This window comes from Streptomyces sp. NPDC054834 (assembly GCF_053611185.1).
This window is the reverse complement of the sequence record NZ_JBSGZV010000024.1, coordinates 73,518-86,385: the sequence shown is the minus strand read 5'-3', so window position 1 is coordinate 86,385 and position 12,868 is coordinate 73,518. Positions and strand designations below refer to the sequence as shown.

The 12,868-nt window shown below is 72.8% G+C and carries 12 protein-coding genes; 8 read left to right on the top strand and 4 right to left on the bottom strand.

The window, feature by feature from the left end; translation table 11 throughout:
* Positions 1-28 precede the first annotated feature (28 nt).
* From ACWGJM_RS28555 to ACWGJM_RS28545, 3 genes are read left to right on the top strand one after another with little or no spacing between them, the layout of a single operon-like run.
* Positions 29-1,177 carry a Gfo/Idh/MocA family protein gene (locus ACWGJM_RS28555; protein WP_453414588.1) on the top strand — a complete coding sequence of 383 codons (1,149 nt, stop codon included), beginning with the start codon at positions 29-31 and terminating at the stop codon, positions 1,175-1,177.
* A 5-nt stretch (positions 1,178-1,182) separates the two neighbouring features.
* The gene (locus tag ACWGJM_RS28550; protein WP_453414641.1) at positions 1,183-2,109 is read left to right on the top strand and encodes a DUF6807 domain-containing protein; all 927 of its coding nucleotides are present in this window, start codon (positions 1,183-1,185) and stop codon (positions 2,107-2,109) included.
* Positions 2,061-2,825 carry a cupin domain-containing protein gene (locus tag ACWGJM_RS28545; protein ID WP_453414587.1) on the top strand — a complete coding sequence of 255 codons (765 nt, stop codon included), beginning with the start codon at positions 2,061-2,063 and terminating at the stop codon, positions 2,823-2,825. Before ACWGJM_RS28550 ends, ACWGJM_RS28545 begins: the two co-directional genes overlap by 49 nt.
* Before the next feature lie 178 nt (positions 2,826-3,003).
* Here ACWGJM_RS28545 and ACWGJM_RS28540 read toward each other — a convergent pair whose 3' ends face one another.
* The gene (locus ACWGJM_RS28540) at positions 3,004-3,474 is read right to left on the bottom strand and encodes a winged helix-turn-helix transcriptional regulator (protein ID WP_453414586.1); all 471 of its coding nucleotides are present in this window, start codon (positions 3,472-3,474) and stop codon (positions 3,004-3,006) included.
* 102 nt (positions 3,475-3,576) lie between these two features.
* On the opposite strand from ACWGJM_RS28540, the gene ACWGJM_RS28535 reads away from it, so the two are divergent.
* A complete protein-coding gene (locus tag ACWGJM_RS28535; protein ID WP_453414585.1) occupies positions 3,577-4,746 on the top strand; it encodes a thiolase family protein in 1,170 nt (389 codons plus the stop codon).
* A gap of 16 nt (positions 4,747-4,762) precedes the next feature.
* Here ACWGJM_RS28535 and ACWGJM_RS28530 read toward each other — a convergent pair whose 3' ends face one another.
* The gene (locus ACWGJM_RS28530) at positions 4,763-5,581 is read right to left on the bottom strand and encodes a TVP38/TMEM64 family protein (protein WP_453414584.1); all 819 of its coding nucleotides are present in this window, start codon (positions 5,579-5,581) and stop codon (positions 4,763-4,765) included.
* A gap of 335 nt (positions 5,582-5,916) precedes the next feature.
* Here ACWGJM_RS28530 and tuf point away from each other — a divergent pair, with 335 nt between their 5' ends.
* Both tuf and ACWGJM_RS28520 read left to right on the top strand, forming a co-directional pair.
* The gene (gene tuf / locus ACWGJM_RS28525; protein ID WP_453414583.1) at positions 5,917-7,098 is read left to right on the top strand and encodes an elongation factor Tu; all 1,182 of its coding nucleotides are present in this window, start codon (positions 5,917-5,919) and stop codon (positions 7,096-7,098) included.
* A gap of 13 nt (positions 7,099-7,111) precedes the next feature.
* Entirely contained in the window at positions 7,112-7,957 is an 846-nt protein-coding gene (locus ACWGJM_RS28520) for a spermidine synthase (RefSeq protein ID WP_453414582.1), read from the top strand.
* 4 nt (positions 7,958-7,961) lie between these two features.
* On the opposite strand, the gene ACWGJM_RS28515 is transcribed toward ACWGJM_RS28520, so the two are convergent.
* Complete coding sequence (locus ACWGJM_RS28515) at positions 7,962-8,993, bottom strand: hypothetical protein (protein ID WP_453414581.1); 1,032 nt, start codon at positions 8,991-8,993, stop codon at positions 7,962-7,964.
* A gap of 85 nt (positions 8,994-9,078) precedes the next feature.
* On the opposite strand from ACWGJM_RS28515, the gene ACWGJM_RS28510 reads away from it, so the two are divergent.
* Positions 9,079-9,516: a DUF4442 domain-containing protein gene (locus ACWGJM_RS28510; RefSeq protein ID WP_453414640.1), complete on the top strand. Its 438-nt coding sequence runs from the start codon at positions 9,079-9,081 to the stop codon at positions 9,514-9,516.
* A gap of 9 nt (positions 9,517-9,525) precedes the next feature.
* Here the strand turns inward: ACWGJM_RS28510 and galU are convergent, their stop codons facing one another.
* Positions 9,526-10,479 (bottom strand): UTP--glucose-1-phosphate uridylyltransferase GalU, encoded by a 954-nt coding sequence (galU, locus tag ACWGJM_RS28505; RefSeq protein ID WP_453414580.1) that lies wholly within the window; start codon positions 10,477-10,479, stop codon positions 9,526-9,528.
* Between the two features lie 355 nt (positions 10,480-10,834).
* Here galU and ACWGJM_RS28500 point away from each other — a divergent pair, with 355 nt between their 5' ends.
* A complete protein-coding gene (locus tag ACWGJM_RS28500) occupies positions 10,835-12,652 on the top strand; it encodes an RICIN domain-containing protein (RefSeq protein WP_453414579.1) in 1,818 nt (605 codons plus the stop codon).
* The last annotated feature ends 216 nt before the right edge of the window (positions 12,653-12,868 follow it).

Sequence of the window (12,868 nt, the reverse complement as noted above, 5' to 3'; positions counted from 1 at the left end):
CGTCCCCGGAGGAGTGCTGATCACGCCCATGCCCCGCCCCACCACCCCGCTCACCGGCCGGCGCATCCGGGCCGCCGTCGTCGGCGCCGGCGCCATCGGACGAGGTTCCCATCTGCCCGCGCTCGCGCGGCTCGCCGAGGAGGGCGAGACGGAGGTCGTCGCCGCCGTGGACATCGACGCGCGGGCCGTCGAGGAGTTCTGCGCCGAGGCCGGCATCCCGCACGCCTACACCGACCTGCACCGGATGCTCGAGGAGCAGCGGCCCGACCTGGTGTGCGTCTGCACCCCGCCTACGCTGCACCGCGAGCAGACCGTGGCCGCGCTGCGCGCCGGGGCCTGGGTGTGGTGCGAGAAGCCGCCGGTGCCGACGCTCGCCGACTACGACGCCGTGGAGGCGGAGGAGGGGACGGACGGCGGTCCGTACGCCTCGATCGTCTTCCAGCACCGCTTCGGTTCGGGCTCCCGGCACGTGCGCCGGCTCATCACCGAGCGGGCGATGGGGCGTCCGCTGGTGGCGCACTGCCAGACCACCTGGTACCGCGACACCGCCTACTACGCCGTGCCCTGGCGGGGCCGCTGGCACACCGAGGGCGGCGGGCCCGCCATGGGACACGGCATCCATCAGATGGATCTGCTGCTGGACCTGCTCGGCCCGTGGAGCGAGGTGCGCGCCATGGCCGGGCGGCTGGTCCACGACGTGGAGACCGAGGACGTCTCCACGGCGCTGGTCCGGTTCGAGAGCGGCGCCATGGCGACGATCGTCAACAGCGTCCTGAGCCCCGACGAGGTGAGCCGCATCCGCATCGACTGCGAACGGGCCACCGTCGACCTCACCCATCTCTACGGCCACAGCAACGCGAACTGGCGCATCACCCCGGCCCGGGACGTGCCGGGCGACGAGGCCGCCGCCTGGCAGGACTTCGGCGCCGACGTGCCCAGTTCGCACCTGGCGCAGCTGCGGGAGCTGGTCGCGAGCATGCGCGCGGGGGAGCGGCCGCGCAGCAGCGGGGCGGACGGGCGGACCAGCCTGGAGCTGATCACCGCGCTGTACAAGTCGGCGTTCACGGACACGACGGTGAAGGCGGGCGAGATCGGGCCCGGCGACCCGTTCTACACGGCGATGCACGGCGGCGCGCCAGGCTGGTCGCCCGTCGTCGCGGAGGAGGTGTCCGCGTGACCCGCATGAGCCGGCTGCGCCTCGTCCACGCCCACGGTGACCGCATCACCGTCAGCGTGCCCGGTACCGGCGTCGAACTCCTCGCCTACGTCTACCGGCCGGAGGCCGCGTGGGAGGCGCCGAAGCCGTACCTCCACCCGATCCGGACGCTGGCCGGAGACGTCGTCACCGGCTACCGGCCCAACGACCACCGCTGGCACAAGGGCCTTCAGTTGACGGCCTCGCACCTGTCCGGCGCCAACCTGTGGGGCGGCAACTCCTACGTCCACGGCCAGGGGTACCTCGAACTCCCGGAGCAGGTCGGCTCGATGGCACACGTGGCCTTCGACGAGGTCACCGCGCACGACGACCGTGTGGTCATCGCGGAACGGCTGACCTGGCACCCGTACGGCGGTGACCTGTGGGCGGAGGAGGAGCGCCGGATCGAGGTGCACGACGTGGACCCGGCGTCGGGTTCCTGGGCGCTGACCTGGACCAGCGCCATCACCAACCGGCGGGCCGAGCCGCTGCGCTTCGGCAGCCCGACGACCGCGGGGCGTGAGATGGCCGGGTACACGGGCCTGTTCTGGCGCGGCCCGCGAGCCTTCCGCGACGGCCGGATCATCGGCCCGGACGCCGAGGGCCCCGACCTGATGGGCGCCCAGGCGCCCTGGCTGGCCTTCTCCGGCGAGCACGACGTCTCCGACGGGCACGCGACGCTCGTCTTCGCGCACGCTCCCGAGAACGACCACCTCGGTGCCGACGGGACCCACCCGGCCCACTGGTTCGTGCGCAGCGAGCCGTTCGCCGCGGTCGCCCCCTCCTGGGCGTTCTTCGACGAGCTGGAACTGGCTCCCGGCGACACGCTGCGCCGGCGTTACCGGGTCGTCGTGGCGGACGGGGCATGGGAGCGCGCGGAGATCGCCAAGTACCTGGAGGCGCATCCGTGGTGAGCGACGGGGAGTTCACGGGCCTGCCGGGCGGCGTCGCCGTCTCCCGGCTGTGCGTGTACGACTGGCCCGCCGCCGACGGCGTCCGCGGTGGAACTCCCCATCTGCACCTGGCCTGTTCGGAGGCGTACGTGGTCACTGGCGGGCGGGGTGCCGTGCAGACGCTCACGACGTCCGGGTACGAGGTCACGCCCCTCGTGCCCGGCACGGTGGCCTGGTTCACACCGGGGACCATCCACCGGCTCGTCAACGAGGACGACCTGCGCATCACCGTCCTCATGCAGAACAGCGGGCTGCCCGAGGCGGGGGACGCGGTGCTCACGCTGCCCCCGGAACAGCTGGCCGATCCCGAGGCCTACGCCGCCGCAACCACCATCCCGGCCGGCGCGCCGGAGGCGGAACGGGAGCGGATCGCCCGCGCCCGGCGCGACCTCGCGCTGGAGGGGTACCGGGCGCTGCGCGAGGCCTCCGGCCCGGAGGCACTGGCGGCCTTCCACCGCGCCGCCGCGGCGCTCGTACGGCCCCGGATCGCCGAGTGGCGCGAGCGCTGGCGGCGTGGCGCGGAGGCCGCCGCGGCGACGACGCGGGAGCAGCTCGACCGGCTCCAGCGAGGGGACGCCTCCCACCTGGCCGGTGCCGTCGTACGGGCCGAGCAGCCGTCGGAGTACGGGAAGTTCGGCATGTGCGGGCGGCTCGACGTGTATCCGGGGCCGGCCTGAGGGCAGGGGCCGGGCAGCCGTCGGGCCGGCCGCCGTCCAGCTCGGAGACGTCGGCGGGTGTCCGCCGGTCCGCTGCCGCGCTCGTACGGCGGATCGCCGAGTGGCGCGAGCGCCGGCGGTGACGGCGGAGCAGCTCGACCGGCTCGACGTGTATCCGGGGCCCGCCTGACGGCAGGGGCTACGCGGCTGTCGGTCCCGTCACCGTCCAGCCCTGGGCCTGCGGGTGGGCCGTGAGGTCCTCGTGGCGTACGGTCTCGCCGCAGGCCCGGCAGGTGACGGCCGGGACGAGTTCGTGGCCGCAGATGTGCTCGATCACCATGGGGCGGTCGTCGTCTGCACGCAGATGGCGGTCGCCCCACGCCATGAGGGTCATCAGGACCGGCTCCAGCTCCAGGCCCGCCTGTGTGGGCCGGTACTCGAAGCGCTGCGGGCGCTCGCTGTAGGCCCGCTTGGTCAGGATCCCGGCGTCCACGAGCCGGCGCAGCCGGGTGGCCAGGATGTCGCGCGGGGCGCCGATGTTGCGCACCAGCTGGTCGAAGCGGCCGTTGCCGAGGCACACCTCGCGCAGTACGAGCAGCGAGTACTTCTCCCCGACGAGCGCCAGGGCGTCGGCGATGGAGCAGGGGCGCGGATCTTTCGTGGCGGCCATGCGCCCAGTCTAGGTGAGGGTTTGATTTTCCAACTCGGCGAGCTATGGTGAGTTTGGTTTTCCTACTCACCGGTAGTCCCCGTAGTCGTGGAGGCCCGCACCATGCGTGACGCAGTCATCGTCGAAGCCGTACGCACGCCCATCGGCAAGGGCAAGCCGAACGGCGCCCTCGCGCACGTCCACCCCGTCGTGCTCCTCGCCCACACCCTGCGCACCCTCGTCGAGCGCTCCGGCGTCGACCCCGCCCTGATCGACGACGTCATCGGCGGCACCGTCGACCAGGTCGGTGAGCAGGCCATGAACACCACCCGGTACGCGGCCCTGTCCGCGGGCCTGCCCGAGACCGTCCCGGCCACCACCGTGGACCGGCAGTGCGGCTCCTCCCAGCAGGCGGTGCACTTCGCCGCCCAGGGCGTCATCGCGGGCGCCTACGACCTCGTCGTCGCCTGTGGCGTGGAGTCGATGAGCCGGGTGCCGATGTGGTCGAACGTGCCGCCCGGAAAGGACCCCTTCGGCCCCGGGATCGCCGAGCGCTACCCCGAGGGGCTCGTCCCACAGGGCATCAGCGCCGAGCTCATCGCCGCCAAGTGGTCCATCACGCGCGAGCAGATGGACGCCTTCGCGGTCTCCTCGCACCAGAAGGCCGCCGCTGCCTGGGAGAGCGGACTGTTCGACGCCGAGGTCGCGCCCCTGGACGGCGTCTCCCGCGACGAGTCGGTGCGGCCCGGCAGCACCCCGGAGATCCTCGCCGGGCTCAAGCCCGCCTACTTCGACCCGGGGTTCGCCGAACGCTTCCCGCAGATCGAGTGGAACGTCACCGCGGGCAACGCCAGCCCCGTCAACGACGGCGCCTCGGCGGTACTGATCACCTCCGCGGAGACCGCGCAGCGGCTCGGCCTGCGTCCGCTGGCCCGGCTGCACAGCTTCGCCGTCACCGGCTCCGACCCGCTGCTGATGCTCACCGGCGTCATACCGGCGACCGAGAAGGTGCTGCGCAGGGCGCACCTCACCCTCGCGGACATCGACCTGTTCGAGGTCAACGAGGCCTTCTCCAGCGTGGTCCTGGCCTGGCAGCAGGAGACCGGAGCCGACCTCACCAAGGTCAACGCGCACGGCGGCGCGATCGCCCTAGGCCACCCGCTGGGCGCGAGCGGCACCCGGCTCACCACGACCCTCGTCCACGCGATGCGCGAGCGCGGCGCCCGCTACGCGCTGCAGACGATGTGCGAGGCCGGCGGACTCGCCAACGCGATGGTTCTGGAAGCCGTCTGACGGCTCGTGCAGGTCCTCAGCGGGCGCGCAGGTGGTGGCGCTTGCGCCAGGCCACCACCATGCCCACCAGCGCGGGTACGGCGATCAAGGCCATCGCCACCAGGAACGCCGGCGAGGTCGGCGCCGAGGCGCGGGCCCCGGCGACGGCGTACGCGGCGGTGTTCGGGACCGAGCCGAGCGCCGTCGCCAGCAGGAACGGCAGCCAGCCCATGCGGGAGACGGCGGCACAGTAGTTCGCGGCCCAGAACGGCACGCCGGGGAAGAGCCGCGCCACCATCATCGAGCGGAAGCCGTGCCGGCTGAGCTGTCCGTCGGCCGCCTTCAGCCAGCGGCCGCGCAGCAGCGGACGCAGCGCGTCCTGACCGAGCAGCCGGCCCAGCCCGAAGGCGACCCCGGCACCGAGCACGGTGCCTGTCAGTGCCGTCCCGAGGCCCACCTGGGAGCCGAACAGGGCGCCCGCCGCGAGGTTGAGCAGCGGCCGGGGCACGAAGGCCACCGTGCACACCCCGTACGCCGCCGCGAAAACGGCCGCCGCGGCGGTCCCGCCGAGTTGCGGCGGCCAGCCGTGCGTGATCAGCCGCTGCGGTTCGAAGAGCAGCACGCATGCCGCGGCGGCCGCGAGCAGCACCACGAGCAGCGACAGCCGCGACCACGGCGACAGCAGCGCGCGCGTGCGGCGGGCGGCGAAGCCGGACGGGGCTGCGGGCAGGAGGGACGGGACGGACGGAAGGGGCGGAACGGTCGCGGCCGTGGGGACGGCGACCGCGAGCTCCGTGGCGGCGGCCCGGGGAGAGGCCGCGGCGGTGCCCCCAGAGCGGTTGGTGGCATCGAGCATCCGGTGACATTAACCGACGAGCGTGTGTGATCGCCGTATGGAACCCGTCCGTTGCGAGGTATCCGGGGCGGGTCAGCGCCCGAAAAACCATTCGACGTGGGACAAAGCGTCGGCCATGATCTACGTCATGTTCCGGCACGCCTTCCTCCTCGCAGCATCCGCGGTCGCGGATGCCCCGAAGGCTGCCGTCCCGATCTTCCTGGCCGCTGTCGACGGCGCCCGAAGCTGACCCTCTCCGGAACGTCCGGCGGACCCCGCAGGGGGAGGGTCGGCGAGTCCTCGGGGTCCCCATCTCTCCCGGATCTTCCCACACAGAGGCTTCGAGGTACTCAGCCATGCCCAAGACGGCATACGTACGCACCAAACCGCACCTGAACATCGGCACGATGGGTCACGTCGACCACGGCAAGACCACCCTGACCGCCGCCATCACCAAGGTCCTCGCCGAGCGCGGCACCGGCACGTTCATGCCCTTCGACCGCATCGACCGGGCCCCGGAGGAGGCCGCGCGCGGCATCACCATCAACATCGCGCACGTCGAGTACGAGACCGACACCCGGCACTACGCGCACGTGGACATGCCGGGCCATGCCGACTACGTCAAGAACATGGTCACCGGCGCCGCCCAGCTGGACGGCGCGATCCTGGTCGTCTCCGCGCTGGACGGGATCATGCCGCAGACCGCCGAACACGTGCTGCTCGCCCGGCAGGTGGGCGTGGACCACATCGTCGTCGCCCTGAACAAGGCCGACGCCGTCGACGACGGCGAGGAAAGCGTGCTCACCGACCTGGTCGAGCTCGAGGTCCGCGACCTGCTCACCGCGCACGGCTACGGTGGCGACGCCGCCCCCGTCGTACGGGTCTCCGGCCTCAGGGCCCTGGAGGGCGACCCGCGCTGGACGGCGTCCATCGAGGCGCTGCTCGACGCCGTGGACACGTATGTGCCCATGCCGGAGCGGTACCTGGACGCGCCGTTCCTGCTGCCGGTGGAGAACGTGCTCACCATCACCGGGCGGGGGACCGTCGTCACGGGTGCCGTCGAACGGGGCACGGTCCGGGCCGGCGACCGGGTCGAGGTGCTCGGCGCCGGGGTCGAGACGGTCGTCACCGGGCTGGAGACCTTCGGCAAGCCCATGGAGGAGGCCGAGGCCGGGGACAACGTGGCGCTGCTGCTGCGCGGGGTGCCGAGGGACGCCGTCCGGCGGGGGCATGTGGTGGCCGCGCCGGGGAGCGTCGTGCCTCGGCGCCGGTTCTCGGCGCAGGTGTACGTGCTGTCCGCCCGGGAGGGCGGGCGTACGACCCCCGTCTCCACCGGGTACCGGCCGCAGTTCTACATCCGTACGGCCGACGTGGTCGGGGACGTGGACCTCGGTGAGGTGGCGGTGGCGCGGCCCGGGGACACGGTTGCCATGACCGTGGAGCTGGGACGTGAGGTGCCGCTCGAGCCGGGGCTCGGGTTCGCCGTCCGGGAGGGCGGCAGGACTGTCGGAGCGGGCACGGTGACCGCCGTGTACTAGGCACAATGGGAAGGTGAACGAGTCCATACCCGTCTCCCGTGCCACCGACCACGGCACCGCCAAGCTGATGCCGGACGTCGACCGGGAGCGGGCGTGGCTGCTCACGGTCGACGGGGCGCCGCAGTCGTACGTGGACCTGGACGCGCCGACGCATCTGGAGTTCGAGTACGCGCGGCGGCTCGGGCATGTCCTGGACACCGTGGCCGAGCCGGGGCGACCGTTGGACGTGCTGCACCTCGGCGGCGGCGCGTTGACCCTGCCCCGGTATCTCGCGGCGACCCGGCCCGGGTCCCGGCAGGACGTCGTGGAGGCCGACCGGGGGCTGCTGGAGCTCGTCGCCGAGCACCTGCCGCTGCCGGACGGCGCCGGCATCACGCTGCACGCCGCCGACGCCCGGGCCTGGCTCGAGGCCGCCCCGGCCGGCTCGGCGGACGTGCTGATCGCCGACGTCTTCGGCGGCTCCCGGGTCCCCGCGCACCTCACCTCGCTCGCCTACGCCCGCGAGGCCGCCCGCGTGCTGCGCGCCGGCGGGGTGTATCTCGCCAACCTCGCCGACGCCGCGCCGTTCGCCTTCCTCCGCTCCCAGCTCGCCACCTTCGCGGCCGTCTTCGAGGAGCTGGCGCTGATCGCCGAGCCGGGTGTGCTGCGCGGCCGCCGGTTCGGCAACGCCGTGCTGGTCGCCGCGCACCACCCGGTCGACACGGCCACCCTGGCCCGGCGCACCGCCTCCGACGCCTTCCCGGCCCGGGTCGAACACGGTACGGCGCTGCGGGAGTTCACCGGCGCCGCCGCACCGGTACGGGACGAGGACGCCGTACCGTCACCGGCGCCGCCCGACGGGGCTTTCGGCATCGGCTGAGCGGTCAGCTCGCCGTCGGTTCCCCGTGCAGCCGTACCGTGCTGAGGATCTTCATGATGGTCGCGGTGTCGACCTCGTCCTTCACGCCCTTGGCGCCGAAGATGTTGAACGTCACCAGGTCCCCGGCGGAGTCCTTGAAGCCGAAGCTGAGTGTCTTGCCGTCGCTCGCGCACTTGCCCTTGCGCGGGGTGTTCGTCGAACGCGCCCAGGCGTAGGCGCCCTTGACGCCCGAGGCGGTCGTGTACGAGGTGGCCTTCTTGTCGTACGTGACGCTCTTCTTGTCCGGCTGGGTGTAGCCGCCGTACACCCACGTGGGCGCTTCCCCGATCGCCGCGTCGCCCGGGCTCTTGGCGCCGCTCGCGCCCTTCGTGCCCGCCGCGGCCAGCGCGGTGTCCGAGGTCCGGCCGTCCTTGTCGTCGTCGGACGTGCACCACTTGGGCTTGTACTCGGCCGGTGCCGACATCGTGTCGACCAGCTTGCCGTCGGACGACTTCTCGTCGGGGAAGGCGATGTTGCTGCCCGGGGGGTCGACCTGCCAGTCCGCGGGGACATCGAAGGCCGTGCCCCACCTGGGGTTGACCACGACCTTCCAGCCCGCGACGGTCGGCTTGTCGGTCTCGTCGCCGCGCGGGTTGTCGTCCGAGGCCGAGGAGGTGGCGGTCGGCGACGTACTCGCCTTGCCGTTCGAACCGCCTCCCTCGTCGTCCTTGCCACCGCCCAGCACGAGGAATCCGGTCACGCCGGCCGCGACGACCACGGTGGCGGCCGCCACGATCGCGACCAGCTTCGTCCGGTTCCCGCCGCCACCGCCCTGCGGCGGCTGCGGCGGCTGGGGGGCGCCGACGGGTGCCGGAGCGTCCCACTGCGGCGGTTGCTGTGGCGGCTGCTGCTGCGGCTGCTGCGCATAGGGGTTGGGCTGCTGGTACTGCTGGTAGCCGGGCTGCTGGTACGGATTCGGCTGCTGGTAACCCGGCTGCTGGTACGGGTTGTTCTGCGGGTTCTGCTCGCCCCCGGGCGGCTGCTGTCCTGGCCACATGGCACGTAACCCTAGTGGGTGGCGTGCGGGCTCTGGCCAGGATCGCCTACTCGTGAGTAACATGAGGGCCATGAGCGCAGACCAGATGTCGATCGGCGAGCTGCTGGCCGCCACGGTGCCGATGGTGCGGACCCTGAACCTCGAGTACCTCGAGACCGCTCCGGAGCGGGCCGTGCTGTCCCTGCCGGACCAGAGCGAGTACCGCAACCACGTCGGTGGGCCGCACGCCGGGGCGATGTTCACCCTCGGCGAGTCGGCCAGCGGTGCCATCGTGCTCGCCGCCTTCGGCGACCAGCTCTCGCGTGCCGTGCCGCTCCCGGTCACCGCGGAGATCGCGTTCAAGAAGATCGCCCTCGGGCCGGTCAAGGCCACGGCGACCCTCGGCCGCCCCGTCGCGGACGTCGTCGCCGAACTAGACGAGGGCAAGCGCCCGGAGTTCCCCGTGACCGTAGCCATCCAGCGGGAGGACGGCGCCGTCACCGGGGAGATGACGGTGGTGTGGACGCTGCGGCCGAACAGCTGAACCACGCTTTCAGGCTGCCCGCCGTCCCTCCTCCCGCCCGGCTGTGTCGCCCTCCAGTTCCGCGACGAACTCCTTGAGCCAGGCCACGAATTCCGGGCCCAGATCCGGGCGGCCGCAGGCCAGGCGGACCACCGTGCGGAGGTAGTCCGCCCTGTCGCCGGTGTCGTAGCGCAGCCCGTCGAAGACGACCCCGTGCACCGTGCCGCCCTCGGCCAGTTCCTGGAGGGCGTCCGTCAGCTGTATCTCGCCGCCGCGGCCGGGCGGCGTGCGCTCAAGGGTGTCGAAGACGGCCGGGTCGAGGACGTAGCGCCCGATCACCGCGTAGGCGCTCGGGGCGCTCTCGCGGGACGGCTTCTCCACCAGGCCGGTGACGCGTACGACGTCGTCCTCGCCGGTGGGTTCCACGGCCGCGCAGCCGTACAGGTGGATCTGGGCGGGGGCGACCCGCATGAGGGCGACCACGCTGCCGGCGTACCGGTCGCGGACGTCGAGCATGCGGCTGAGCAGGGTCTCACGCGGGTCGATCAGGTCGTCGCCGAGGAGGACGGCGAAGGGCTGGTCGCCGACGTGCCGGCGGGCGCACAGGACGGCATGGCCCAGGCCGAGCGGGTCACCCTGGCGGATGTGGTGGATGTCCGCCAGGCGCGCCGGGTCCCGCACGGCGTCGAGGCGCACGGTGTCGCCCTTGGCCGCGAGGGCCTGCTCCAGTTCGTAGGCGTGGTCGAAGTGGTCCTCGATGGCGCGCTTGTGCCGCCCGGTGACCATGAGGATGTCGTCGAGGCCGGCCGCGGCGGCCTCCTCGACGACGTACTGGATGGCCGGCTTGTCGACGACCGGCAGCATCTCCTTCGGTGTCGCCTTCGTCGCGGGCAGGAACCGGGTGCCCAGCCCGGCGGCCGGGACGACGGCCTTGCGCACCGTGCGGGGGAGGGCAGGGCCGGCTGGTGAGTGGGGGGCGATCATGCGCTCCATGCTGGGGGACGGGGATGAGAGCGCGCCGGGAGAGTCATGGGAGAAGCCTGTGGACGGTGCGTCATCCGGCCTTTGCCGACCAGTGTTTGATGCTTCCTCGAACGCCGCTTTCGAATGAGGGTGCGGATACCGTCGGTAACTCCGCTGAATTACCCGGACCCTGAACTTGGGTCACTCGAACTTCTTGTTTCCTGTGAGGCGCGTGTGCGAAGGTGAGCCTCCCGCGGGAGGGGCGAGGCCGGGCTCATGGAGGAAGGCCGAGCTCCTAAGGTACGCACCAATCAGCACTGATTTCCGCAGGGCGCGCATTCCCCGTGCCGCCTGCGGCTCGGAAGGAAAAGGTCCAGTGCAGCCCCCTCACCCCCCACGCCCGCCGTACCCGCCGCGCCCCGGATCCGGACCGGGGGATTCCGACCGTGACCTCGTCGCCCAGCTGCGCGGCACGGGCGAGGGCAGCCACCGCGCGGTCGCCCTGCTACTGGCCCGGCACTGGCGCGCGACCTGCGACTACGCGGTCATCTGCCTGTCGACTTCCACGAGTTCGGCCCAGTTGGTGGCCACCTCCGCCTTCAGCCGGGTACTCGGCCGCCTGTCGGGCGGGGCGGTCGGCGGCGCCCTGCGCCCGCAGCTCCTGGTGGCCGTACGGGAGACGGTCCGGGCCTGGGCCGCCGACGACGTGATTCCCATCGTCCTGCCGGAATTGCGCAAACCCAACGGCGGCCGCGGTCTACGCGCGGCGATGCCCGGCACCCCCGAAAGGCGCCAACTCGCCGAGCGCGCATTCCGGGCACTCCCGGGAGCCTCCCAATGCCTTCTGTGGCACACCGAGGTCGAGGCCGAACCGATAAACATACCAGCCGGTCTGCTGGGGGTCGACACAGCCACCGCGTCGGCCGCTCTGGGGCAGTCTCGCGAGCAATTCCGGGTGGCCTGCGTACGCGCCCACCGGGAACTCGCACCCACCAAGGAATGCCGCTTCTACAACCGTCTGCTGGAGGTCCCCATTCACCGGGGCGCCGCCCTGCTGCCCGATGTGCGACGGCATCTGGTGGAGTGCCGCTACTGCCGGTACGCCGCGGAACAGCTCAGCCACTTCGAGGACGGCCTGGACGTGCTGCTCGCCGAGACCGTGCTCGGCTGGGGCGCCCGCCGCTATCTCGACTCGCGCGCGGGACGCGGCGCCGCCGAGGAGCGGCCGCCCGCGCCGGAGGCCGTCCACCCGGCGGCCGGAGGACGTCATCGCACCGAGCCCGGGAGCGGCCGCCGCAAGGCTCTGATGATCGGCGTCGGCCTCACCTCCCTCGCGCTGCTCGCCACCGTCCTCGCCGCCAGAAGCTGGTCCGACGACGGCCGTGTCCCCCGCCCCCGCGCGACCTGGGGCGCCCCCAGCGGCAGTTCCGCCCGTCCGGGCGCCGGCGGCGAGGCGCCCCCGGCGCCGTCCCCGTCGGCCGCCTCCGCCGGCCGGACCGTCGAGGTCGGCCAGGGCAGGCTGCGCGGCCGCGCCGCCGGGCTGTGCCTGGACGTGCGCGGCGGCCGGGTCAGGGACGGAGCCCGCGCGCTGCTCACGGCGTGCTCCTCCGACCGGTCCCAGCAGTGGTCGTACGAGGACGACGGACTGCTGCGCAGCGTCGCCGATCCGGCCCTCTGCCTCGCCGCCGACCCCGACGCCGGGTCGGTCGTCCTGGCCGGCTGCGTCGTGCACGCCGGCGAGGTGTCCTACGACCTGACCGTTCGCGGCGAACTCCTGCTCCGCCGGCCCGGGGGGCTGGCCGTCGCCCCTGGTTCCGGCACGTCCCGCACCCACGTGGTCGTCACCGCCCGCGACGGCTCCGAGCAGCAGCGGTGGACGCTGGAGCCCTTGACCGGGCAGGCGCCGCGGAAGACTCCCGACGACGGGAAGCCCCGCCAGCCGGCGCCGGAGCAGACGTCCGCCCCCGCGCCCCCGGGAGCGGACGCACCACAGGACCGGCCCGCGCCGCCGCCGGAGGACCACCGGACCCGCATCGCCCAGGTCGGCTGTTGTGAGGGCGCCGGACCGGCCGAGGCGTCACCGGCACCGCCCACCGACACCGTCGGATCGCTCACCGCACCGGTCGACGACCTCGCCTCCGTCCGGTCCGGCGCGACCGGGAGCGCGACGACCTGGGTGTCGGCATTCGGCTAGCCCTCACCCGTCACTGGCCGTTACTTCAATGGTTTACGTTAATTTTCCCTGATTCGCGTTTCGCGCGCGGGAATTAGGCTGTCGAGCGGTTTCCCGCGGGCGCCGCCCCGATCGAGCCACGGCGCGGCGGACATGCGGATTTAACAGAGTGCGGCTCGGCGGCCCGGCGCGTTGCGCCGGGGTGAGTGGTGGGTGAATCCCTCGGACGCTTTGACG

Excerpts from the sequence above, each read along its gene's own strand:
- ACWGJM_RS28535 (WP_453414585.1), top strand. The coding sequence starts at position 3,577 with ATGCGTGACGCAGTCATCGTCGAAGCCGTACGCACGCCCATCGGCAAG.
- ACWGJM_RS28530 (WP_453414584.1), bottom strand. The coding sequence starts at position 5,581 with ATGCTCGATGCCACCAACCGCTCTGGGGGCACCGCCGCGGCCTCTCCC.
- galU (WP_453414580.1), bottom strand. The coding sequence starts at position 10,479 with ATGATCGCCCCCCACTCACCAGCCGGCCCTGCCCTCCCCCGCACGGTG.
- ACWGJM_RS28515 (WP_453414581.1), bottom strand. The coding sequence starts at position 8,993 with ATGTGGCCAGGACAGCAGCCGCCCGGGGGCGAGCAGAACCCGCAGAAC.
- tuf (WP_453414583.1), top strand. The coding sequence starts at position 5,917 with ATGCCCAAGACGGCATACGTACGCACCAAACCGCACCTGAACATCGGC.
- ACWGJM_RS28545 (WP_453414587.1), top strand. The coding sequence starts at position 2,061 with ATGGGAGCGCGCGGAGATCGCCAAGTACCTGGAGGCGCATCCGTGGTG.
- ACWGJM_RS28555 (WP_453414588.1), top strand. The coding sequence starts at position 29 with ATGCCCCGCCCCACCACCCCGCTCACCGGCCGGCGCATCCGGGCCGCC.
- ACWGJM_RS28550 (WP_453414641.1), top strand. The coding sequence starts at position 1,183 with ATGAGCCGGCTGCGCCTCGTCCACGCCCACGGTGACCGCATCACCGTC.
- ACWGJM_RS28510 (WP_453414640.1), top strand. The coding sequence starts at position 9,079 with ATGTCGATCGGCGAGCTGCTGGCCGCCACGGTGCCGATGGTGCGGACC.
- ACWGJM_RS28540 (WP_453414586.1), bottom strand. The coding sequence starts at position 3,474 with ATGGCCGCCACGAAAGATCCGCGCCCCTGCTCCATCGCCGACGCCCTG.